The organism is Mesorhizobium sp. M4B.F.Ca.ET.089.01.1.1, assembly GCF_004022605.1.
Classification (GTDB): Bacteria; Pseudomonadota; Alphaproteobacteria; order Rhizobiales; family Rhizobiaceae; genus Mesorhizobium; species Mesorhizobium abyssinicae.
This window is the reverse complement of the sequence record NZ_RZOS01000057.1, coordinates 1-20,852: the sequence shown is the minus strand read 5'-3', so window position 1 is coordinate 20,852 and position 20,852 is coordinate 1. Positions and strand designations below refer to the sequence as shown.

Annotated in this window: 19 protein-coding genes, 1 pseudogene and 1 riboswitch; of the genes and pseudogenes, 14 read left to right on the top strand and 6 right to left on the bottom strand. The window is 64.7% G+C overall.

Annotation, left to right across the window (positions count from 1 at the left end; translation table 11 throughout):
- Positions 1-27 precede the first annotated feature (27 nt).
- Together EN780_RS08630 and EN780_RS08620 are read left to right on the top strand one after the other, a co-directional pair.
- Positions 28-1,137, top strand: a pseudogene (locus EN780_RS08630) (S8 family serine peptidase); the annotation flags it as partial.
- A gap of 416 nt (positions 1,138-1,553) precedes the next feature.
- Positions 1,554-2,384: an alpha/beta hydrolase gene (locus tag EN780_RS08620; RefSeq protein WP_128273173.1), complete on the top strand. Its 831-nt coding sequence runs from the start codon at positions 1,554-1,556 to the stop codon at positions 2,382-2,384.
- Positions 2,385-2,404: 20 nt separating this feature from the next.
- On the opposite strand, the gene EN780_RS08615 is transcribed toward EN780_RS08620, so the two are convergent.
- On the bottom strand, positions 2,405-3,427 hold the full coding sequence (locus EN780_RS08615; RefSeq protein ID WP_128273171.1) for a substrate-binding domain-containing protein: 1,023 nt from the start codon (positions 3,425-3,427) through the stop codon (positions 2,405-2,407).
- Positions 3,428-3,789: 362 nt separating this feature from the next.
- On the opposite strand from EN780_RS08615, the gene EN780_RS08610 reads away from it, so the two are divergent.
- The 5 genes from EN780_RS08610 to ugpC all read left to right on the top strand — a co-directional run bounded on the left by EN780_RS08610 (position 3,790) and on the right by ugpC (position 10,427).
- On the top strand, positions 3,790-5,145 hold the full coding sequence (locus EN780_RS08610) for an ABC transporter substrate-binding protein (protein ID WP_128273169.1): 1,356 nt from the start codon (positions 3,790-3,792) through the stop codon (positions 5,143-5,145).
- 297 nt (positions 5,146-5,442) lie between these two features.
- The gene (locus EN780_RS08605) at positions 5,443-6,456 is read left to right on the top strand and encodes a sugar ABC transporter permease (protein WP_127283623.1); all 1,014 of its coding nucleotides are present in this window, start codon (positions 5,443-5,445) and stop codon (positions 6,454-6,456) included.
- A gap of 1 nt (position 6,457) precedes the next feature.
- The gene (locus EN780_RS08600) at positions 6,458-7,612 is read left to right on the top strand and encodes a carbohydrate ABC transporter permease (RefSeq protein WP_128273167.1); all 1,155 of its coding nucleotides are present in this window, start codon (positions 6,458-6,460) and stop codon (positions 7,610-7,612) included.
- Positions 7,613-7,616: 4 nt separating this feature from the next.
- Entirely contained in the window at positions 7,617-9,281 is a 1,665-nt protein-coding gene (locus EN780_RS08595; RefSeq protein ID WP_128273165.1) for an alpha-glucosidase, read from the top strand.
- Between the two features lie 33 nt (positions 9,282-9,314).
- Positions 9,315-10,427, top strand: coding sequence for a sn-glycerol-3-phosphate ABC transporter ATP-binding protein UgpC (ugpC, locus tag EN780_RS08590; RefSeq protein ID WP_127283626.1), 1,113 nt, complete (start codon positions 9,315-9,317; stop codon positions 10,425-10,427).
- Between the two features lie 92 nt (positions 10,428-10,519).
- On the opposite strand, the gene EN780_RS08585 is transcribed toward ugpC, so the two are convergent.
- Together EN780_RS08585 and EN780_RS08580 are read right to left on the bottom strand one after the other, a co-directional pair.
- Positions 10,520-10,759, bottom strand: coding sequence for a DUF680 domain-containing protein (locus EN780_RS08585; protein WP_127283627.1), 240 nt, complete (start codon positions 10,757-10,759; stop codon positions 10,520-10,522).
- 105 nt (positions 10,760-10,864) lie between these two features.
- Positions 10,865-11,074, bottom strand: a complete 210-nt coding sequence (locus EN780_RS08580; RefSeq protein ID WP_127283628.1) for a DUF680 domain-containing protein — start codon at positions 11,072-11,074, stop codon at positions 10,865-10,867.
- A gap of 510 nt (positions 11,075-11,584) precedes the next feature.
- A riboswitch (cobalamin riboswitch) is annotated at positions 11,585-11,788 on the top strand.
- A gap of 121 nt (positions 11,789-11,909) precedes the next feature.
- On the opposite strand from EN780_RS08580, the gene EN780_RS08575 reads away from it, so the two are divergent.
- The 7 genes from EN780_RS08575 (at position 11,910) to EN780_RS08545 (ending at position 18,834) form a co-directional block, all read left to right on the top strand.
- Positions 11,910-13,157: an aromatic ring-hydroxylating dioxygenase subunit alpha gene (locus EN780_RS08575; protein WP_127310076.1), complete on the top strand. Its 1,248-nt coding sequence runs from the start codon at positions 11,910-11,912 to the stop codon at positions 13,155-13,157.
- An 18-nt stretch (positions 13,158-13,175) separates the two neighbouring features.
- Positions 13,176-14,276, top strand: coding sequence for a hybrid-cluster NAD(P)-dependent oxidoreductase (locus EN780_RS08570; protein WP_128273163.1), 1,101 nt, complete (start codon positions 13,176-13,178; stop codon positions 14,274-14,276).
- A gap of 148 nt (positions 14,277-14,424) precedes the next feature.
- Positions 14,425-14,853 carry a PqqD family peptide modification chaperone gene (locus EN780_RS08565; protein WP_127312009.1) on the top strand — a complete coding sequence of 143 codons (429 nt, stop codon included), beginning with the start codon at positions 14,425-14,427 and terminating at the stop codon, positions 14,851-14,853.
- A gap of 36 nt (positions 14,854-14,889) precedes the next feature.
- Positions 14,890-15,936, top strand: a complete 1,047-nt coding sequence (locus tag EN780_RS08560; RefSeq protein ID WP_128273161.1) for a serine kinase — start codon at positions 14,890-14,892, stop codon at positions 15,934-15,936.
- The gene (locus tag EN780_RS08555) at positions 15,933-16,685 is read left to right on the top strand and encodes a glycosyltransferase family A protein (protein WP_128273159.1); all 753 of its coding nucleotides are present in this window, start codon (positions 15,933-15,935) and stop codon (positions 16,683-16,685) included. Before EN780_RS08560 ends, EN780_RS08555 begins: the two co-directional genes overlap by 4 nt.
- Positions 16,685-17,362 carry a glycosyltransferase family A protein gene (locus EN780_RS08550; protein WP_128273157.1) on the top strand — a complete coding sequence of 226 codons (678 nt, stop codon included), beginning with the start codon at positions 16,685-16,687 and terminating at the stop codon, positions 17,360-17,362. Before EN780_RS08555 ends, EN780_RS08550 begins: the two co-directional genes overlap by 1 nt.
- Positions 17,362-18,834 carry a nucleotidyltransferase family protein gene (locus tag EN780_RS08545; protein WP_189556456.1) on the top strand — a complete coding sequence of 491 codons (1,473 nt, stop codon included), beginning with the start codon at positions 17,362-17,364 and terminating at the stop codon, positions 18,832-18,834. Before EN780_RS08550 ends, EN780_RS08545 begins: the two co-directional genes overlap by 1 nt.
- Positions 18,835-18,846: 12 nt before the next feature.
- Here the strand turns inward: EN780_RS08545 and EN780_RS08540 are convergent, their stop codons facing one another.
- From EN780_RS08540 to EN780_RS08530, 3 genes are all read right to left on the bottom strand, one after another.
- Positions 18,847-19,593 carry a ferredoxin reductase gene (locus EN780_RS08540; protein WP_128273154.1) on the bottom strand — a complete coding sequence of 249 codons (747 nt, stop codon included), beginning with the start codon at positions 19,591-19,593 and terminating at the stop codon, positions 18,847-18,849.
- A complete protein-coding gene (locus EN780_RS08535) occupies positions 19,590-20,201 on the bottom strand; it encodes a molybdopterin-dependent oxidoreductase (RefSeq protein ID WP_128273152.1) in 612 nt (203 codons plus the stop codon). Before EN780_RS08535 ends, EN780_RS08540 begins: the two co-directional genes overlap by 4 nt.
- Positions 20,202-20,323: 122 nt before the next feature.
- Positions 20,324-20,852, bottom strand: a 529-nt coding sequence (locus tag EN780_RS08530) for a PDZ domain-containing protein (RefSeq protein WP_128273150.1), incomplete at its 5' end; no start/stop codon positions are given.

Here is a 20,852-nt window from a genome sequence, read left to right as displayed (position 1 = left end):
TGATCGGACCGCCAAGCGCCGGCGCTTGGCGGTCCGATCATTTCGCCGACCGACCTCATCGCCACCGAGCCGCAGCGCGCCATCGTCGGCGACTTCGTGCCGGACGAGGTGCTGGTGACGGTCGACGGCGATGCCGCCACCGTGCAGCAGATCGCCGCTTCCTTCGGGCTCGAAGTGCGCTCCGAGCGGCAGTCGCGCCTGCTCGGCACCACGCTGGCGCGCTTCGGCATTCCCGACGGCCGCCCGGTCGGCGTCGTGCTGGCGCAACTGGCCGCCGACGGCCGCACCAGGCGCCGCGAGCCCAACCATGTCTATTCGCTGCAGCAGGCGGCCGGCATCGTCAACTATGCCTTCGATCGCATTGCGCTGGACGCAAAGGCGGCCAGCGGCGAGAATGTCCGCGTCGCCGTCATCGACACCGCCATCGACGACACCAACCCGGCGCTGTCGGGCGTCATCGCCGACCAGTTCGACGCCATGCCCGCCGTGGCGGTCGAAAAGCGCGACCACGGCACCTCGATCGATGGCCTGATCGCCGGCGTCGGCGCGCTCAAGGGCATGGCGCCTGGCGCGAAGATCTACCATGCCCGCGCCTTCGAGGGCGGCAAGTCGACCATGGACGTCATCCTGTCGGCGCTCGACTGGGCGGCAGAGCAGGATGTGCGCATCATCAATATGAGCTTCGTCGGCCCGAAGAACGACCTGCTCGGCATTGCCTGCCGCAATGCCCGCGCGCTGGGCATCGTCCTGGTCGCCGCCGCCGGCAACAACGGCCCGAAGGCTCCCTATGGCTACCCGGCCGCCTTCGACGGCGTCATCGCGGTGACCGCCACCGACGCCAAGGACGGGCTGATGCCGCAGGCCAATCGCGGCGCCTATGTCTTCATCTCCGCTCCCGGCGTCGAGATGGTGGCGCCGAGCGGCGCCGGCTCGGACGTGGTGACCGGCACCTCCTTCGCCGCCGCGATCGTCAGCGGCGCCATCGGCAATTTGATCCACGCCGCGCCGGACCGCTCGGCCGACGACATCGAGAAGGCGCTCGCCGCCACCGCCAGGGATCTCGGCCCGAAAGGGCGAGACAATGATTTCGGCTATGGGCTGCTGGATACCAAGGCGGCCGAGACGGCGAAGGAATAGTCCGTCGCCAGTATGCGAATGTGAATCGAAATTCCTGAAGGTTCGACAAATGAGAAGCTCTCAAATGGAGATATACTTCTGGTCATCGGTTTTATATTACATCGTGGTCGGAGTCGCATCTATAGCTATTATTATTTCGACCGACGCACTTGGTATTTCATGGAGCCTCATCGCAGTAGTTGGATACATTACTCTAATTTATACTCTCAACATATGGCGACGGAGGAGGCATCCGAGAAGCGTCTATCAGATTAAGTTGGCGCAACGGCGATCGGACGACTAGTTGCGGCCGTCCGCGGTAGGTTCAACTCTATTGCTCTGGCCCTTCTACCCCGGCGCCCCGGCCACAGAACCCCGCACCACCAGATCCACCGGCCAGACCTCGCCGCGGTGTCCGGAGTGCTTGGAGAATCTCGATGTCGTGGAAACTGGATGAAACCGCGCAAACGTCTGCGGGCGCGGTGGCGGCGGGTCGGGCTGGCAACGGGCCATCGCTCGTGCTTGCCCATGGCTGGCCGTGGTCCTCGTTCTCATGGCACCGGATCATTCCGGCCCTGGCGCGGCGATACCATGTCCATTGGTACGACATGCCCGGATACGGGCGATCCGACAAAGCCGCGGACCAGCGCACCTCGCTCGATGTGCAAGGCAAGGTCTTTGCAGAGATGCTTGCCCATTGGCGCCTCCAGCGGCCCATGGTCGTTGCCCACGACATGGGAGGTGCGACGACGTTGCGGGCGCATCTGCTGCACGGCTGTGATTTCGACCGCTACGTTCTGATGAATGTCGTCGCCATGCGCCCCTGGGGATCGGAGTTTTTCGACCATGTCGGCCGTCACGTGGATGCCTTCCTGGGCTTGCCGGCGCACATCCATGAAGCCGTCGTGGCGGCTTACGTCAAGGGAGCGATCGTCAATGAGATCGATCCTGGAGATTTCGACAAGCTTGTGGAGCCGTGGCTGTCCGAGGAGGGAAGGGTGAGCTTCTATCGGCAATTCGCGCAAGCCGATGAAAGATACACCGCCGAGATCGAGCCGATGTTCAAAGATATACGCTGTCCGGTAGAGATCATCTGGGGCGAGGACGACCCATGGATTCCGCTGGAGCGAGGCAAAGCGCTTCACGCACTCATCCAGCAGGCATCGTTCGAAACACTGCCCGGCGTCGGCCATCTTCCTCAGCTCGAAGCGCCGGATCTGGTGCTGGGGCGGCTGAACAGGTTCTTGTCACGCGAACCCGAAGGCTGATCCGCAGGTTGAGTTTGATCCTACGCAGGCGCGCCCGCCACCGACCCCCGCACTACCAGATCGACCGGCCAGACCTCGCCGCGCGCGCCCTCTTCCAGTCCCGATATGCGCGCCGCGAGACGCTCGGCGACGCGGGCGCCTGCCAGGCGGATCGACGAGCGCGTCGTCGACAGCGGCACCGGGAAATTCTCCGGCTTCAGCCAGGGAAAGACGTCGTCATGCGCGATCAGGGAGAGGTCGCCGGGAATGGAGAGGCCAAGGTCGCGCACCGCGCGCACCACGCCGAGCGACATGATCAGGCTGGAGCAGGCGATCGCCGTCGGCGGCTCGCTCTGTTCGAGCAGGCGCCTGGCGGCGCGGTAGCCGTTCTCCTCGGTCATGGTGAGCGAACAGATATGGCGCTCGCCAAGCACGAGGCCAGTCGTGGCGAGTGCGCGGCGCATGCCGCGCTCGCGATGGATGGCGAAAGTCTCGCGGTCGTCGCCGTTGATCAGCGCCAGCCGCCTGTGACCGAGCTGGATCAGCAGCCGCGCCGCCTCGTGGAAGGCGCCCTCGTTATCGATGTCGAGGAAGGCATAGTCGAAGTCGAAGCCCTCGCTGCGGCCATGGATGATGAAGGGGATGCCGAGCGTGTTGAGCAGCGCCACCCGCCGGTCGGCTGGCCGCGGCGAGGAGATGTAGACCGCGTCGACCTGCCGGTTGGCGACGATGCGCCGGTAGGTGGTCTCCTGGTCGTCGGCGTCCGCCGGCGACAGCACCAGGTCGAGCTCGTGCGAGCGCGCATAGTCGCCGAGGCCGGAAAGGAACTCGACGAAGTGCGGATCGATGTCGACGGCGGCGCCGGTCGGCAGGACATAGCCGATCATCCCGGTCTTGCCGGTCGCCAGCCGGCGCGCGCTCGGATTGGGGCGGTAGCCATGGCGCTTGGCCGCGTCCATCACCCGTCGCCGCGTTTCCTCGTTGACCTCGGGGTAGCCGTTCAGCGCCCGGCTCACCGTGGTCTGCGAAAGCGCCAGCATGTGAGCGAGCTGTTTAAGGTTCACCGGAGGCCTCCAAGCCTCAAAGCGCTTTTAATTTGAGTCAAAACGACAACCAACGCTGGTGACGTCGAACGGGCCGACCATAAGCATCGTTCAGATGGGTTTGAAGCAAAATTTGCTGCTGCAGCGCCAAAAAAACGTGCTGCAGCGCACTTTCTACGCACCTATTTGCAGAAATTAAATCGATTAGCCTTCTGCCCCTCTTGACTTCCGATTGATTCAATGGCGAGATCGAAACGACCAAAGCGCTTTGGAAGACTCTTCGAAAGGTTGCGGTTCCTTTCTGACTGAGTCACAGTCCTGCGGCGTCGGCGGACGGAATGGAGGTTCCGTCCGATTGTTTGTGACCACTGGGAGGAATACCGATGAAGAAGATGCTTCTGCTGGGCGCTGCGTTCGTTACGCTCGCCTTGAGCCTGCCGGCGCAAGCCGAACTGAAGTTCAAGCCGGGCGAGGACCCGCGCTTCAACTGGCAGAACTACGAGGATCTCAAGAAGGTCGACCTCAAGGGCGAGACTTTGACCATCTTCGGGCCATGGCGCGGCGAGGACGAAGGCCTTGTGCGCACCGTTCTCGAATATTTCCAGGAAGCGACCGGCGTCGAGATCAAATACTCCTCGTCGGAGAATTACGAACAGCAGATCGTCATCGACACCCAGGCCGGCAGCCCGCCCAACATCGCCGTGCTGCCGCAGCCTGGCCTGATCCAGGACCTGGCTTCCAAGGGCCTTTTGACGCCGCTTGGCGACGACACCGCCAAATGGGTCAAGGACAATTACGGCGCCGGCCAGTCCTGGGTCGACCTCGGCACCTTCAAGGACAAGGACGGCAAGCCGGGCTTCTTCGCCTTCCCGTACAAGGCCGATGTGAAGTCGCTGGTCTGGTATTCGCCGGATAATTTCGAGGAAGCCGGCTACAAGGTCCCGAAGACGCAGGAAGAGCTCGCCGAGCTCGAGAAGAAGATCATCGCCGACGGCGGCAAGCCGTGGTGCATCGGTCTCGGCTCCGGCGGCGCCACCGGCTGGCCGGCGACCGACTGGGTCGAGGACATCATGCTGCGCACGCAGACCCCCGATGTCTACGACAAGTGGGTGAAGAACGAGATCCCGTTCAACGATCCGGCCGTGGTCAACGCCATCGACATCTTCGGCAAGATCGCGACCGACGACAAGATGGTCGACGGCGGCGCCAAGGCGGTTGCCGCGACCGACTTCCGCGACAGCCCGAAGGGCCTCTTCGCGGTGCCGCCGAAGTGCTACCTGCACCATCAGGCCTCGTTCATCCCGACCTTCTTCCCGGAGGGCACGAAGCTCGGCCAGGATGCCGACTTCTTCTACTTCCCGCCCTATGCCTCGAAGCCCGACCTTGGCACCCCGGTGCTCGGCGCCGGCACGCTGGCCATGATCACCAAGGATTCGAAAGCGGCCCGCGCCTTCATCGAATTCCTGAAGATGCCGCTGGCGCATGAGATCTGGATGGCCCAGGGCGGTTTCGTGACGCCATTCAAGGCGGTCAACAAGGACGCCTATGCCAGCGACGCGCTGAAGAAGCAGGGCGAGATCCTCGCCAACGCCTCGACCTTCCGCTTCGACGGTTCCGACCTGATGCCGGGCAAGATCGGCGCCGGCTCCTTCTGGACCGGCATGATCGACCTCGTCGGCGGCAAGTCCGCCCAGGATGTCGCCACCGACATCCAGAAGAGCTGGGACGCGATCAAGTAGGCGATCGTTCCCGCGGCCGGAAGCTCTTGCTTCCTCCTCCCAAGCGGATCCGGGCCTTTCGTGCCCGGATCCAGCTGGCCCATCGCAGCATCTCATCCCGGTAGGGCCGGGATGGACCAGGTTCCAGTCGTTAAAGCCCAGTCGTGAAAGCGTAGACATTCCGGCATGCGGCGCGGCCGGCGGAAGCGGACAGTCCGCTTTCATGTCCCGTTCGCGCTCCAACAACGAGAACAGCGCACGAACTGATCGCCAGGGTCGTTTCAGGCCTGGCCGATCCTGCGCAGGGGAGAGGGACCCATGGCGGCTCAGATTTTCTCGGCCATATTCGTCATCATCGTCGGCGTCGGCGGCTGCGTCGCCTATTTCTGGGGTGCCAACAAGGCGCTCGACACCATCTTCCCCTCGCGCGGCGTCAGCGGCTCAGCCGCCGTCGACAATCTGCGCCGGCAGGGGCTGATCCGTCCCTGGCTGTTCGTCGGCCCGGCCATGATCATCCTCACCATCTATCTGATCTATCCGGTGGTCGAGACGCTGAGGCTGTCCTTCCTCGACCGCGGCGGCGCGAGCTTCGTCGGCTTCGCCAACTACGAATGGGCGTTCGGCGACCGCGAGTTCCGCAACTCGATCCTCAACAACATCGTCTGGCTGGCGGTGGTGCCGGCGGCCTGCACGTTCCTTGGCCTGATCATCGCCGTGCTCACCGACAAGATCTGGTGGGGCACCATCGCCAAGAGCCTGATCTTCCTGCCGCTGGCGATTTCCTTTGTCGGCGCCAGCGTGATCTGGAAATTCATTTACGAATATCGCGGCGAGGGCCAGGTCCAGATCGGCCTGCTCAACGCCATCATCCAGTATTTCGGCGGCCAGCCGCAGGTCTGGATATCGCTGCCGTTCTGGAACAATTTCTTCCTGATGGTCATCCTGATCTGGATCCAGACCGGCTTTGCCATGGTGATCCTGTCGTCGGCGCTGCGCGGCATTCCCGAGGAGACGATCGAGGCCGCGGTGATCGACGGCGCCAACCCGTTCCAGATCTTCTGGAAGATCATGGTGCCGCAGATCTGGGGCACCATCGCCGTGGTCTGGACCACTATCACCATCCTGGTGCTGAAGGTCTTCGACATCGTGCTGACCATGACCAACGGCCAGTGGAACAGCCAGGTGCTGGCCAATCTGATGTTCGACTGGATGTTCCGCGGCGGCGGCGACTTCGGCCGCGGCGCAACGATCGCCATCATCATCATGATCGCCGTCATTCCGATCATGGTCTGGAACATCCGCCAGGCCAACAAAGAGACGGGAGGACACTGAAATGGCCGCCTCGACCGGAAAGTCCTTCGCCAGCCGTTTCGGCGTCCACATCGCGGTGCTGATCTTCGTCGCCATCTGGACCGTCCCGACGCTCGGCATCCTGGTCTCCTCGCTGCGCGACAAGGACCAGATCATCGCCTCCGGCTGGTGGAACTCGTTCGCCAGCTCCAGCCAGACCGGAGCCGGCCGGCTGCCCGCCGCCTCGGCGCAGGTCGAGAAGGATGGCAAGTTCGTCATCGCGGGCAACATTTTCGGCGACGGCGCCAAGCGTGATATCAGCGCCTTCGGCGTCAAGTCGGCGGCGCCCACGCAGTACCCGGCCGGCTCGAACGCCGATCTCGGCGACGGCGTGACCCTGCAGGTCAATGCCGACGGCAGCTTCGTGCTTGCCTCGCCCAAGGCTTTCGAGGGCGACCGCGGCCAGCGCGTCTACTTTGCCTCGTCGGCGCCGCCGAAATTCACCACCGACAACTACAAGACGGTGCTGTTTTCGGAGGGCATCGGCCGCTCCTTCATGAACTCGCTGACCGTCACCATTCCGGCGACCGTGATTCCGATCCTGATCGCCGCCTTTGCCGCCTACGCGCTGGCCTGGATGCGCTTTCCTGGCCGGGCCCTGCTGATCGCGGTGATCATCGGCCTGCTCGTCGTGCCGCTGCAGATGTCGCTGATCCCGTTGCTCAAGCTCTACAACGGCGTCGGTTCGTTCTTCGGCGTGCCGTCGAAGACCTATCTCGGTATCTGGCTTGCGCATACCGGCTTCGGTCTGCCCTTCGCCATCTATCTGCTGAGGAGCTACATTGCCGGGCTGCCGCGCGAGATCATGGAATCGGCGCGCATCGACGGCGCCAGCGATTTCGAGATCTTCGTCAAGATCGTGCTGCCGTTGTCCTTCCCGGTGCTCGCCTCCTTCGCCATCTTCCAATTCCTGTGGGTATGGAACGATCTGTTGGTGGCGATGGTTTTCCTCGGTACAGAGGCCGACCAGATCGTGCTGACCGCCAAGCTGAACGCGCTGCTCGGCTCGCGCGGCGGCGACTGGGAGATCCTGACGACATCGGCGTTCGTGACCATCATCGTGCCGCTGATCGTGTTCTTCTCGCTGCAGCGCTATTTCGTACGCGGGCTGCTTGCCGGCTCGGTGAAAGGAGGTTGAGATAATGCAATCGGCTTTGAAGGCGACGTCGAGGCCCGACCCCGCCGTCGATCGCGACTGGTGGCGGGGCGCGGTGATCTACCAGATCTATCCGCGCTCCTATCAGGACTCCAACGATGACGGCATAGGCGACCTCAAGGGCATCGTCCGCAGGCTGCCCTACATCGCCTCGCTCGGCGTCGACGCCATTTGGATATCGCCCTTCTTCAAGTCGCCGATGAAGGACTTCGGCTACGACGTATCGGACTATTGCGACGTCGACCCGATGTTCGGCACGCTCGTCGATTTCGATGCGCTGGTGGCGGAAGCGCATCGGCTTGGCCTCAAGGTGATGATCGACGAGGTGCTGTCGCATACCGCCGACATCCATCCCTGGTTCAAGGAAAGCCGTTCGAGTCGCAGCAATCCGAAGGCCGACTGGTATGTGTGGGCCGACGCCCGGCCGGACGGCACGCCGCCCAACAACTGGCTGTCGATCTTCGGCGGCTCGGCCTGGCAATGGGACACCAGCCGCCAGCAATACTACCTGCACAATTTCCTCGCCGAGCAGCCCGACCTCAACTTCCACAACGCGGAGGTCCAGGACGCGCTGCTCGACGTCACCCGTTTCTGGCTGGAGCGCGGTGTCGACGGCTTCCGCCTCGACACGATCAATTTCTATTTCCACAGCCAGGGGCTGGAGAACAATCCGCCGCTGCCGCCCGAGGAGCGCAACGACCAGACGGCTCCGGCCGTTAACCCCTACAACTACCAGGACCATATCTACGACAAGAGCCGGCCGGAGAACCTCGGCTTCCTCGAACGCTTCCGCGCCCTGCTCGACGAATATCCGGCGCAGGCAGCGGTCGGCGAAGTCGGCGATTCGCAGCGCGGCCTGGAAGTGGTGGCCGCCTACACCGCCGGCGGCAAGCGCGTCCACATGTGCTATTCCTTCGACTTCCTGGCGCCCGAGAAGATCAGCGCCGCCAAGGTGCGCACGGTGCTGGAAGCCTTCGGCAAGGTCGCCAGCGACGGCTGGTCGTGCTGGGCCTTCTCCAATCACGACGTGATGCGGCCGGCCTCGCGCTGGGCCGCCAGCGAGGCCGATCCGACCGCCTATCTCAAGGTGATCTCGGCGCTGCTGATGTCGCTGCGCGGCTCGGTCTGCCTCTATCAGGGCGAGGAGCTCGGCCTCGGCGAGGCGGATCTCAGCTTCGAGGACCTGCAGGACCCCTACGGCATCCGCTTCTGGCCCGAATTCAAGGGGCGCGACGGCTGCCGCACGCCGATGGTGTGGGATGCCGCCGCCAAGAATGGCGGCTTCTCGGCGGCCAAGCCGTGGCTGCCGGTGCCCGGCAAGCATCTTTTGCAGGCGGTGAACGTGCAACAGGGCGATGCAAGCTCGCTGCTCGAGCACTACCGGCGCTTCCTCGCCTTCCGCCGCCAGCATCCGGCGCTGGCCAAGGGCGACATCGACTTCATCGAAAGCGCGGGCGACACCGTCGCCTTCACCCGCCGCGAGGGCAATGAGCGTGTCGCCTGCGTCTTCAACCTGGGCAGCAAGCCGGCCGAGGTCGATCTCGGCGGAGGCTCGCTGCAGCCCTTGCCCGGGCACGGCTTTTCGGGCCAAGCTGGCGCCGGCTCCATCCGCCTTGGCGGCTACGGCGCCTGGTTCGGGCGCATCGACTGAGTTTTTGAAACGAACGTCACTGGGAGGACAATCATGGCCGATGTCACGCTGAGGCAAGTCAAGAAGTCGTACGGCAATCTCAACATCCTGCACGGCATCGACCTCGACATTAAGTCGGGCGAGTTCATCGTCTTCGTCGGCCCGTCCGGCTGCGGCAAGTCGACCTTGCTGAGGTCCATCGCCGGGCTGGAGGAGATCACCTCGGGCGAACTCAAGATCGCCGGCGACGTGGTGAACGACGTGCCGCCGTCGAAGCGCGGCATCGCCATGGTGTTCCAGTCCTACGCGCTCTATCCGCACATGACCGTCTACGACAACATGGCCTTCTCGATGAAGATCGGCAAGGAAAGCAAGGCCGAGATCGACAAGCGGGTGCGGCAGGCGGCCGAGATCCTGCAATTGACCAAATATCTCGACCGGCTGCCCAAGGCGATGTCGGGCGGCCAGCGCCAGCGCGTCGCCATCGGCCGCGCCATCGTGCGCAACCCGAAGGTGTTCCTGTTCGACGAGCCGCTGTCCAACCTCGACGCGGCACTTCGCGTCGCCACCCGCATCGAGATCGCCAAGCTCAAGGAATCGATGCCGAACACGACGATGATCTATGTCACCCACGACCAGGTCGAGGCGATGACGCTGGCCGATCGCATCGTGGTGCTGAAGGAAGGCCGCATCGAGCAGGTCGGCACGCCGATGGAGCTCTACAAGCGGCCCGGCAATCTGTTCGTTGCCCAGTTCATCGGCTCGCCGGCCATGAACATCCTGCCGGCCAAGATCGAAAAGGCCGGCGACCCGACCGTCATCAGCCATGTCGGCGGCCGCAAGGCGACGGTGCCGATCGCCACACCCGCCGCGGCGAATGGTGCGGCGGTGAGTTTCGGCGTGCGGCCGGAAGACCTGGCGATCGCCACCGGCACCGAGTATCTGTTCGAGGGAACGGTGGATTATGTCGAGCAGCTCGGCGAGGTCCAGCTCGTCTATGTCGACATCGGCCGCGCCGACCTGCCGCTGGTGACGAAACTGCCGGGCAATGTCGAGGTCAAGCGCGGCGCTGTGCTGCGGCTCAACGCCGATCCCGGCGACCTGCACATCTTCGATGCCGACGGCCACTCCTTCACGCTGCATATGGCGGAAGCCAAGGCGGCCTGACCTTCACGTGAGACAAAAAAGAGCGGCGGGCTGTGCCCGCCGCTCTTGGCATTATGGCCCGATCCATATCCCGATCCGGGATGGACCGGCTGTTAGCGGCCAAACAGGTTGCGGTCGCTGCCCTGAGGCGCGGACTTCTCTACGTCGCCCGACGAGTTCAGCAGCTTGTAGACCGGCGAGCTGGTGTCGCGCGTCGACGACGTCTGCGTGGTGTCGACGTTGGCGGCCGGCCGCTGACTGTTGATGTCGGTCCCGCCGACATTGTCGTTGCGGGCATAGGCGCTACCGGCGGCGATCAAAAGTGCGGCGGCAGTAAGAGCAATCTTCTTCATTTTGGGTACTCCTGGATTTGCGTCGGAGCGGCGGGCCAGCCGCCGCGTCCGGCTTCCGTTTGGCCACGACCCGAACCGGAGGTCCGGGATCGCGGTCCGGTCGGTTTAGTTGTTGCCGAAGAGGTTACGGTCGCTGCCCTGGTTGGCGGGCTGCTCGGCGGCCGGTTCCGACTTCTTGATCGATGCCGTGTACGAGCTGTCGACGGCAGCAGCGGGCTGATTGGCACCGTTGGAACCGTAATTGTCGCTGCCACCAGCAAAGGCGCTGCCGGAAATGGCCAGAAGGGCGGCGGCAGTAAGAGCAATCTTTTTCATTTTTGGTACTCCAGTATATTTTTTCCGTCCGTCTAGCGGCGTGTCTTGGGAGGAAATCGCGTCGTTCGGACAGCCCCGATGTGGGAGAGCCATCGGCCGCTTTCCAATCACGAAGTTTTTCCGTCTGGCCTATGAATCTGCACCTTGAAATTGTACCAAGGCCATCTACACGCAATGAATTACGTAGCAATATCAAGTGGTTGTTTGAATCGCCCATCGAGCCAAGTGACGATTCCGAAGATCTGCGTTCACACCGTCCTGCACGCATTGTCAACAGAAACGAACCGTTCGGTTCGATTTTAGGATCTCCTAATAGTCACTTTTCTATACTGTTAACCAATTCAGAACCGCCCAGGGCCGATTCGAACACGGTTTTCTCCGCCTCGATTCGCATGCCGGCAGCGTGTGACATCGGTCGCCTTGCAGGGCCAATATCAAGCATCATGGGTCGTGTCGCGCCGCATGGATGCGATGTCGTTTTCATGCCGATGGCGCGGCGGCTGTCGTGATTAAGATCAGATTATCTCAGGTGCTGCCCCGTGACGACGGGACGGAGAATTGGGAAGCCGGTCAGAACCCGGCGCTGCCCCCGCAACGGTGGTGGAGTTCAAAGTCGCGACGGGAGACCACTGGGCCATCGGCCTGGGAAGGTGCCGCGACCGCCCGTCAGGGCACTCCAGAGCCCGGAAACCAGCCAGGGATACTTGAACTCGGCTGATCGCGGTGGGCGGTCAAGAGGCGGATGGTGCGTGCCCGGCCATGCCGGCGGCGGTCGTTCTTCTCAATCACCACCAGTTCAGTCCTTGAAGCGGTGCGACAAACGCGAGGACAGGACATGGATGCGCGCAACGACATGCTGAGGCTGCTGCACGGCCGCAGGCCGGGCTTTTCGCTGGAACAGCCCTTCTATACCGACCCGGACTATTTCAAGCTCGACATGGAGCTGATCTGGTACCGCGACTGGCTGTTCATCGGCCACGATTGCGAATTGCCGAAGCCGGGCAGCTACATCACCGCGCAGGTCGGCGACTATCCGGTGGTTCTGGTTCGCGACCAGCAAGGCAGGGTCAATGCCTTCCATAACTCCTGCCGCCATCGCGGCAGCCGCGTCTGCAACGCCGAGAAGGGCACCGCGGCGAAGCTCGTCTGCCCCTATCATCAATGGACCTACGAGCTCGACGGCAGGCTGCTGTTCGCCCGCCAGATGGCGGATGGTTTCGACAAGAGCCAGTTCGGCCTGAAGCCGGTCGCCTGCGAGAGCGTCGGCGGCTACATCTTCATCTGCCTGGCGAAAGAGCCAGCCGATTTCGCGCCGATGCGCGCCATGATCGAACCCTATCTCCTGCCGCATCGATTGACTGAGGCGAAGGTCGCTTTCGAATCGACCATCGTCGAGAAGGGCAACTGGAAGCTGGTCTGGGAAAACAACCGCGAGTGCTATCACTGCGCCGGCAACCATCCCGAACTCTGCAAGACCTTCCCCGAGGCGCCGACGGTGACCGGCGTGCATGGTGCCGAAAGCGATCCCGAGATGCAGGCGCATTGGGCGAAATGCGAGGCGGCGGGCCTGCCGAGCAAGTTCCGCATCGACCCGGCCGGACAGTATCGCGCCACCCGCGCGCCGCTCTTGCGCGACGCCGTCAGCTACACGATGAGCGGCAAGCGCGCGGTGACGAAGAACCTTTCCACGAGCGTCTCGGCGGACCGCATCGGCACGCTGATGCACTATCACTATCCGACCACCTGGAACCATATCCTGATCGACCATGCCGTCACCTTCCGGGTGCTGCCGATCAGCGCCACCGAAACCGCGGTGACGACGAAATGGCTGGTCCACAAGGATGCGGTGGAAGGCGTCGATTACGATCTTGCCGAACTCACCCATGTCTGGACCGAGACCAACGACCAGGATCGCCGCATCGTCGAGGAAAATGCTTTCGGCATCCTGTCGCCGGCCTATGAGCCCGGCCCCTATTCGGAGCAGCATGAGGGCGGCGTCATCCAGTTCGTCGAATGGTACGCCTCCTTCATCGGGCCGCGCCTTGCCGAAGGCGGCCGGCCGGCGCTGCGCAGCGTTGCTTGAGGTGAAGGGATGAACGCGATGACGGATCTCGCCCTCTATCGCCATCTCGACGAGATGGCGCCCTGGAACGACCGGCTGCAGGTGCTGGAGGTGATCGGCGTCAGCGACGAGGCGCCGGACGTCAAGACCTTCACCTTCCGCTCCGACAACCAGACCTGGTTCCGCTACAAGCCCGGCCAGTTCGTGACGCTGGAACTGCCGGTCGCCGACGGTCCGCTGATGCGCACCTACACGCTGTCCTCATCGCCGTCGCGGCCGTTCTCGATCGCGGTGACGGTGAAGGCGCAGGCCGGCAGCATCGGCACGCGCTGGATGTTCGACAATCTCAAGCCCGGCGCCCATGTGAAGGCCTACGGCCCGGCCGGCGATTTCTCGCTGCACAGCCATCCGGCGGCCAAGTACCTGTTCATCTCGGCCGGCTCCGGCGTAACGCCGATGATGTCGATGCTGCGCTGGCTGAACGACTGCGCGCCCTGGACCGATGTCGGTTTCGTCAACTGCGCGCGCAGGGCGGAAGAGATCATTTTTCGCAAGGAGCTTGAATTGCTGGGCAGCCGCATGCCCGGCCTGTCGCTCGGCTTCATGATCGAGGAACGCTCCAGCCGCGAGGGCTGGTTCGGTCATATGGGCCGCATCGACGCCATTCGCCTGCCGCTGCTCGCTCCCGACTTCCGCGAGCGCGAGATATTCTGCTGCGGCCCCGACCCGTTCATGCGCGCGGTGCGGCAGATGTTGGAGGCGGCGGGCTTCGACATGGCCAAGTATCACCAGGAAAGCTTTGCCGCGCCGGCGGTGGAGGAAGTGCCGGCGCCGTTCGCGCTGCCGGGCGACGGCGGCGTCGAGACCCCCGTCGAGGCCGCGACGCCGGTGCGCTTCTCGCTTTCCGACGTCGACGCCGAATGCCTTGCCGGACAGACCGTGCTGCAGACGGCGCGCGCCTCTGGCGTCAGGATCCCGGCCGCCTGCGAGTTCGGCCTCTGCGGCACCTGCAAGGTCAGGAAAGTCTCTGGCGAGGTCGCGATGAGCCACAATGGCGGCATTCTCGATCACGAGATCGACGACGGCTTCATCCTTGCCTGCTGCTCGAGGCCGCTGACGCGGCTGGAAATCGAGGCCTGATTCCGCCACGTCGACCCCAAAAATGGCAAGCGGCCTGCCGTGTCCGTCGTCTTGCCAAGCCAGAACCGAGTGTTTACAGGCCTTCCTCGGGGAGAGCGGCCGCCGCAAAGGCGGTTGCTTGCGCGAGCCATGAAGTGGGGCAGGGACAATGCCGCAAGCCAATGTCTACGCAGTCGCGAGCAAGGATATCGTTTTCGAATCCTTCGACGGCGAAGCTGTCGTGCTTGATCTGGCGAGCGGGAAATATTTCGGCTTCTCCGATTCGGGCAGCCGGGTCTGGCAGGCGCTGTCTTCGGGCGTCGGTGCGCAGGCGCTGGCCGGATCGATAGCCGGCGCAGCGGCGACCGGCGCGACCGGGCTTGACGCTTTCATTGCGCAGTTGGTCGAGCTCGGGCTGCTGGTGCCTTCCGATGGCACGGCGCAGCCGCTGCCGGACGAACTGGCTGCCGAACTTGCGGCGGCAAAGGAGCCGCTCAATGTGAGCGTCCATGACGATCTCGCCGACCTGATCATCGTCGACCCGATCCACGAGGTCGAGGAGCCTCTCGGCTGGCCGGCGGTCAAGCAGGCATCCTGAGAGATCGGCAGCACGTCGGCCGAGCCGGGATAGACCATGCCGCGTGTGACCCTTGAGACACTGCCGGACTACGCCCGCTATCTCATCGCGGCCGCCGAAGACGCGGCGCTCTTTCCGGTCACGCGCAAAGTCCGCCTGCCCGCCCTTGAACTGACCGTGCATCTCGAGCCCGGCGCGCTGGCCGAAGCGCTTGGCCATGCCTTTGTCGAGGCCGGGGACGATCAGCCGGGATTGCCCGCTTGCCGCATTTTCGTTGGCCATCCCGGGATTGGCGGCATGCCCGAGCCGGCACGATGGGGGGACGCGCATTTCACCGAACACGGTTTCGCGCAGCGTCTCGCCGGCGCCGGTTTGCGCGGCCACTACTTTCACGATCTCGATTTCTGGCAGGTCTACGATCCGCAGCGGCGCGTCGGCGTGCAGTTGATGCGCGCGGCGGATGCCTTTCCGCCGTGGGAGACGGGCTCGCCGCTGCGCGCCTTCCTGCACTGGGAATACGGCGCGCGCGGCATGCGGCTCGCCCATGCCGGCACGCTCGGTGCCGACGGCAGCGGCGTGCTGCTCGCCGGCGCGGGCGGCGCCGGAAAATCAGGCACGGTCGTAGCCGGGCTGCTCAACGGGCTCGACAGTGTCGGCGACGACTATGTGCTGGTCGATCTTTCGAGCAGCGTGACTGCCCGGCCGCTATTTTCGGTGCTCAAGCAGGACCCGAAGGGATTTGTCCGGCTCGGACTGAAAGACCGACTGGGCAGCGACAGGCCGCTCAACTGGCAAGGCAAGCATGTTTTCCACATAGGGGATATCGCCTCCAGGCCGCTCCCCGGCACGCTGGACATCGTTGCGCTGATGGTGCCACATATCGGCGCTGGTGGGACAAGCTCGATCATGCCGATGTCGCTGAGGGACGCCATGATTGCGCTGGCGCCGTCGGGGATCGCGCAGATGCCGGGCGAGCGGGAAAGCGGCTTTCGCTTCTTCAGCGATCTTACCCGACTGCTGCCGTGCTACCGTCTGTCCCTGGGCACTGATCCCGGCGAGATCGCCGGCACCATTGCGGATTTCCTCGCGCGGGGCGCTTCGTGAAACTGAGCGTGATCATGCCGGTCTACAACCGCGAGCGCTATGTCGTCCCGGCATTGCGTTCGCTGCTCAGGCAACGCGACGCCGCCGATCTCGACATCATCGTCATCGACGACGGCTCGACCGACGGTTCAGCCGACGCCGTGCGCTCGATGATTGGCGGGAGCCCCTGCATCCGCCTGTTCCAGCAACAGAACGCGGGCGTGACCCGGGCCCGCAACACCGGGCTCAGGCTGCTCAAGCCGGACACGGAGCTGGTTTCTTTCCTCGATTCCGACGACATCTCGCCGGCCGGGCGTTTCGAGGCCGATGTCGAGCTGTTCCGGGAAGATCCCGGCCTTGAGCTTAGCTATTCGAGAATGATGCTGGTCGACAACATCGATGACGAGCGGCTGGAGCCGGCCGCGGACAGCTACCGCATCACCGTCCGCGGCATCCACTTGTCCTCGGCGATCTTCTCGCGCCGCCTGGTCGAGCGCATTGGCTGGTTCGACGAGGAGTTCGCCCAGGCCGAAGACACGGACTATCTGCTTCGCGGCTTCGAGATCGGCCCCCGATATGTGCTCCCCGAAACGGTGGCGCTCTATTACCGCCGGCATCCCGGCAACATGACCAGGCAGGAAGATGTCCAGTCGCGCGAGTTCCTGCGCGCCATCTACAAATCGATGAAGCGGCGCAGGGCCAACCCGTCGCTGCGGCCGATCGAGGGCATCTTCGAACTCGACAAGCTGACCGACTGGCGGTTCATGTGATGAGCGGATATGGCGTCGTCATTCCGGCCTTCAATGCCAGCACTACAATAGCCGAGACGCTGCGATCGGTGGCGGCGCAGACCGTTCGGGCGGAACTGGTCGTGATCGTCGACGACGGCTCGACCGATGACCTCGCCTCCGCGATCGTCGGCGCCGATCTTCCGGTCAAGCTGTTGCGGCAGGACAATGCCGGGCCAGGCAGCGCAACCACCCGAGGCATCGCGGCGCTGTCGACGCCGTTTGTCGCCACGCTCGACGCCGACGATCTGTGGCTGCCGACCAAGATCGAGGCGCAGCTCGCCTATCTCGAACGGTCTCCGCAAACTGCGGGCGTCTTCACCCATCAGCGCAATTTCCGTCATGACCAGCCCGATCTGCCCGACCCGCCCGCGACGCCTGGCTGGTCGCGCACGACGATGGTGATCCGCCGCGAGGTCACTGAGGCCGTCGGGCCGATCGTCGACCCGCCGGGCGGCCGCGGCGAGATGATCGACTGGATCGCCCGGGTGCGCGAAGCGGGCTTCGCCCTCGACATGCTGGATGAGGTGCTGGCGCTCAGGCGTATCAGGCCGGGCAGCCTGTCCTATGGGCGCGATGCCGCGCGCGATCGCGGCTATCTGGAGGTGGTGCGGGCGGCGATGCTGCGCCGGGCGCAAAGCAAGCAGGGCTCGGGCTGATGGCCAAGATCCGCGCCATCGGCCGCCGCTTTCCCGACTATGGCTGGTCCTGGCCCACAGGCGGGCTCGACCAGCTGCTCAAGGCGGCTCTGCTTCACGACGAGAATGCCGCCCGCGATCGCGCGGCAGCCTGGCTCGACGACAACGACATCGACCATGTCTCGTTCAGGGAGCATCGGCTGCTCGCGGCGATCTCCGACCGGTTCGGCCGCACGCTCGCCGGCCACGCCGCCTATCCGCGGCTCGTCGGCCTGCAGAAGATGCTCTGGACCAAGTCGCGCATGGCGATGCGCGAGGCCGAGCCGGTGCTGAAGGCGATGGCCGATGCCGGTTGCGCCGTCATGCTGATCAAGGGCGCCAGCCGCATCGCCGTCAACGTCTCGGCGCAGCGCGGCCGCGTCGCGCACGACATCGACATACTGGTGCGTCCGCAGGACATGGAAACTGCCTTCGACGTGCTGCACGGCCGCGACTGGCAGATCGCCACTGGCGTCAGCCCGCAATATCTCAGGACCAGGCTTGCATCGCTGCGCTCGATGAATTTCTACAAGGGCAATTACGGCGACATCGACCTGCACCAGCTCGCCTATGACGGCTCGCAGCAGAGCGCCGAGGACGACCTCGCGATCTGGCGGCGGGCGGTCCCGGCCGAGTTCAGCGGCGTCGCCGTGCTGGTGCCGTCGCCCGCCGACCGCATCGCGCTCGCCATCGCGCATGGCGGCCTCGACGCCCACACCCACAGCGACTGGCTGGTCGACTGCGCGGTGGCCATCGAGGGCGCCGACGTCGACTGGGACGTGTTCCTCGACATTGCCGCCAGGCGCGGTCTGGCGGTCGCCGCCGCGGTGGCGCTGTCCTATCTCGCGCTGGAGATCGGCATTGCGGTGCCGGACGAAGTGCTGGCACGGGTAATGGAGATGGCCGACCGCCGCGGTATGTCGCGCTGGTCGTCCGTCCTGCAGGCCAAGCCGCGCACCGACTTCGGCGGGCTGACCTGGCTGTCGCGCGGATTTGCCAAGCAGCTTCGGCTGCAGCGCAAGAAGGGAAGATTGCGGCAGGCAGAGCCCGACGTCGTCTGGCGCGGCAAAGCCACGACAGCAGGAAAAACCGCCGAGGCCGCTCCCTTCGTGCTTTCGCAGGGCATAGCCGGTCCGCCGGGCGCCGCGCGGGAAATGATGCTGGACGTCGTCGTGCGGATTGCCGTGCCGCCGGTGCGGCGGCGTATCGAAATGGAGATCAATGCGGCCGACCGTCACGTCGCGCGGTTGCGCTCGATGGCGATCAGCCGCGCCGGTGGCGAACGGACCTTGCGCTTTCGCGGCAAGGTGAAGCTCGACCAGACGGTGCAGGGTCTGGTCCTCGAGGCGCGACCGTCGCGACAGTTCCGCGTCTGGGACAACGAGCAGGCCGTCGCCACCTATGGCGCGCTGCCGTTCCAGCTCATTTCGGCAAAATTCTCCCCCGCCGACTGAGGCACCGGGCTCTCACACCCCGTAGCGCTCGGTGCGGATGAGGTCGGCCGGCATGTCGGCATCGATCAGCGCCTGGGCGGCGGCCGAGACGAAGGCATTCGAACCGCAGACGAAGGCGAGCGTCGGCGCCTTGGGCAGCCGCTCCATGGCCTGCACCATCATCGCCGCGTCGACGCGCCGGGAATAGTCCGACGGCCGCTGGGCCGGCTCGCGCGTCAGCGTCAGCACAAGGTCGAAACCGTCGCGCCGGTCGTCGAGGCGGATCAGCTCGTCGCGGAAGATCACCTCGTCCCAGACCCGCGCCGAAAACACGAGCGCCGCCGGCGCGGCCGATTTCTGCAGGGCGCGGTGGCGCACCATCGCCATCAGCGGCACCACGCCGGAGCCGCCGCCGACCAAAAGGATCGGCCCGCCATCGCTGGCCGACCAGATGAAATGGCCGCCGAGCGGCCCGCGCAATTCGATCTCGTCGCCCACCGCCGCCACCTCGTGGAAGAAGGGCGACACCTCGCCGTCCTCGAGCCTCTCGATCGCCAACTCGATCGTCCCGCCGCTCTCCGGCGCCGAGGCGATGGAGTAGGAGCGGCGCGCCTGATAGCCGTCCGGCGCCGTCAGCCTGACGTCGACATGCTGCCCGGCCTGGTGGGCGAAAGGCCGCGACAGCCTGAAGAAGAAGCTCGTGACACGCGGCGTGCGTTTCTCGATGCGCACGATCCTCGCCGTCTGCCAGGGCGATTGCGCGGCCGATGCCTGGCTCATGGATCGCCCGAATAGCGCTGCTCGCGCCACGGGTCGCCATAGATATGGTAGCCGCGCAATTCCCAGAAGCCCGGCTCGTCGCGCTCGGTGAACTGCAGCCCGTTCAGCCATTTCGCCGACTTCCAGAAATAGAGATGCGGCACCAGGAGCCGCGCCGGTCCGCCATGGTCCGGCGTGATCGGCTTGCCCTCGTAGAGCAGAGCCACCATCGCCTTGCCGTCGAGCAGATCCTTGGCCGGCACATTGGTGGTGTAGCCGTCGAACGACAGCGCCAGCGTGTAGGCGGTCGGCGGCGCGATGCCGGCATCGGCGAGGATGTCGTCGACCAGCACGCCTTGCCAGGCGGTGTCGAACTTGGTCCAGGCGGTCACGCAATGGATGTCGCGCGTCATCCTGGTCAGCGGCAGCGCGTTGAACTCGGTCCAGTTCCATTTCTTGATCGGGCGAGGGCCGTGCTTGAGGGTGAACGACCAGTCCTCGGTGCGCACACGCGGCGTCGGCCCGGCCGACAGCACCGGGAAGCCCTGCTCGAGATACTGGCCCGGCGGGATGCGCGCGTCATGGTCCGTGGGGGGACGCCGTCCGGAAACGAAACCGCGGGTGACCATCAGCACATCCCTTTGCGTCGGCCGCCTGCCGGCCCAGCGCAATGTTCTCGAAGATGTCGCGGCGGGCAACAGAAAAATGCCGGCGGCAGGCCCTGTGGCTGGCCTGTCGCCGGCGCCAGGCCTCAGCCTGCGGCGAAGGGCACGGCGACGAAGATCTGCGCGTCGCCGCGGTCGACGAGCAGCAGCACTGACTTGCGGCCGGACTTGCCTGCCTCGGCGATCGCCTGGTTCGCCTGCCTGGCGCTCTTCACCGGCGTCCGGTCGACGGCGACGATGACATCGCCCGGCTCGAGGCCGGCGGCCGAAGCCGCCTTGTCCGGATTGACGCGCTCGACCAAAGCGCCGCGCTGATTGTCGGCCAGGTTCAGCTCCTCGCGGACATCGGGCGTGATATCGGTGAGGCCAAGGCCGAGAGACGGCACGCGCAGGCCTTCGCCGGTCGACGGCTTGCCGCCCTTGTCATTGGCTGCGGTCTGGGTGTCTTCCGCATTGCGGCCGACATCGGCGGAAATCTGCATGGTCTTGCCGTTGCGCCAGACATCGAGCGTTTCCTTGGCGCCGGGCGAGACGTCGGCGCCAAGGAAACGCTCGATGTCTGGCGCAACGGCAAGACCATGCAGATTTCCGCCGATGTCGGCCGCAATGCGGAAG

What these genes read in the sequence shown, in the direction of transcription:
- EN780_RS08620 (WP_128273173.1), top strand. Translation starts at nt 1,554, where the DNA reads ATGTCGTGGAAACTGGATGAAACCGCGCAAACGTCTGCGGGCGCGGTG.
- EN780_RS08610 (WP_128273169.1), top strand. Translation starts at nt 3,790, where the DNA reads ATGAAGAAGATGCTTCTGCTGGGCGCTGCGTTCGTTACGCTCGCCTTG.
- EN780_RS08605 (WP_127283623.1), top strand. Translation starts at nt 5,443, where the DNA reads ATGGCGGCTCAGATTTTCTCGGCCATATTCGTCATCATCGTCGGCGTC.
- EN780_RS08600 (WP_128273167.1), top strand. Translation starts at nt 6,458, where the DNA reads ATGGCCGCCTCGACCGGAAAGTCCTTCGCCAGCCGTTTCGGCGTCCAC.
- EN780_RS08595 (WP_128273165.1), top strand. Translation starts at nt 7,617, where the DNA reads ATGCAATCGGCTTTGAAGGCGACGTCGAGGCCCGACCCCGCCGTCGAT.
- ugpC (WP_127283626.1), top strand. Translation starts at nt 9,315, where the DNA reads ATGGCCGATGTCACGCTGAGGCAAGTCAAGAAGTCGTACGGCAATCTC.
- EN780_RS08585 (WP_127283627.1), bottom strand. Translation starts at nt 10,759, where the DNA reads ATGAAGAAGATTGCTCTTACTGCCGCCGCACTTTTGATCGCCGCCGGT.
- EN780_RS08580 (WP_127283628.1), bottom strand. Translation starts at nt 11,074, where the DNA reads ATGAAAAAGATTGCTCTTACTGCCGCCGCCCTTCTGGCCATTTCCGGC.
- EN780_RS08575 (WP_127310076.1), top strand. Translation starts at nt 11,910, where the DNA reads ATGGATGCGCGCAACGACATGCTGAGGCTGCTGCACGGCCGCAGGCCG.
- EN780_RS08570 (WP_128273163.1), top strand. Translation starts at nt 13,176, where the DNA reads ATGACGGATCTCGCCCTCTATCGCCATCTCGACGAGATGGCGCCCTGG.
- EN780_RS08565 (WP_127312009.1), top strand. Translation starts at nt 14,425, where the DNA reads ATGCCGCAAGCCAATGTCTACGCAGTCGCGAGCAAGGATATCGTTTTC.
- EN780_RS08560 (WP_128273161.1), top strand. Translation starts at nt 14,890, where the DNA reads ATGCCGCGTGTGACCCTTGAGACACTGCCGGACTACGCCCGCTATCTC.
- EN780_RS08550 (WP_128273157.1), top strand. Translation starts at nt 16,685, where the DNA reads ATGAGCGGATATGGCGTCGTCATTCCGGCCTTCAATGCCAGCACTACA.
- EN780_RS08545 (WP_189556456.1), top strand. Translation starts at nt 17,362, where the DNA reads ATGGCCAAGATCCGCGCCATCGGCCGCCGCTTTCCCGACTATGGCTGG.
- EN780_RS08540 (WP_128273154.1), bottom strand. Translation starts at nt 19,593, where the DNA reads ATGAGCCAGGCATCGGCCGCGCAATCGCCCTGGCAGACGGCGAGGATC.
- EN780_RS08535 (WP_128273152.1), bottom strand. Translation starts at nt 20,201, where the DNA reads ATGGTCACCCGCGGTTTCGTTTCCGGACGGCGTCCCCCCACGGACCAT.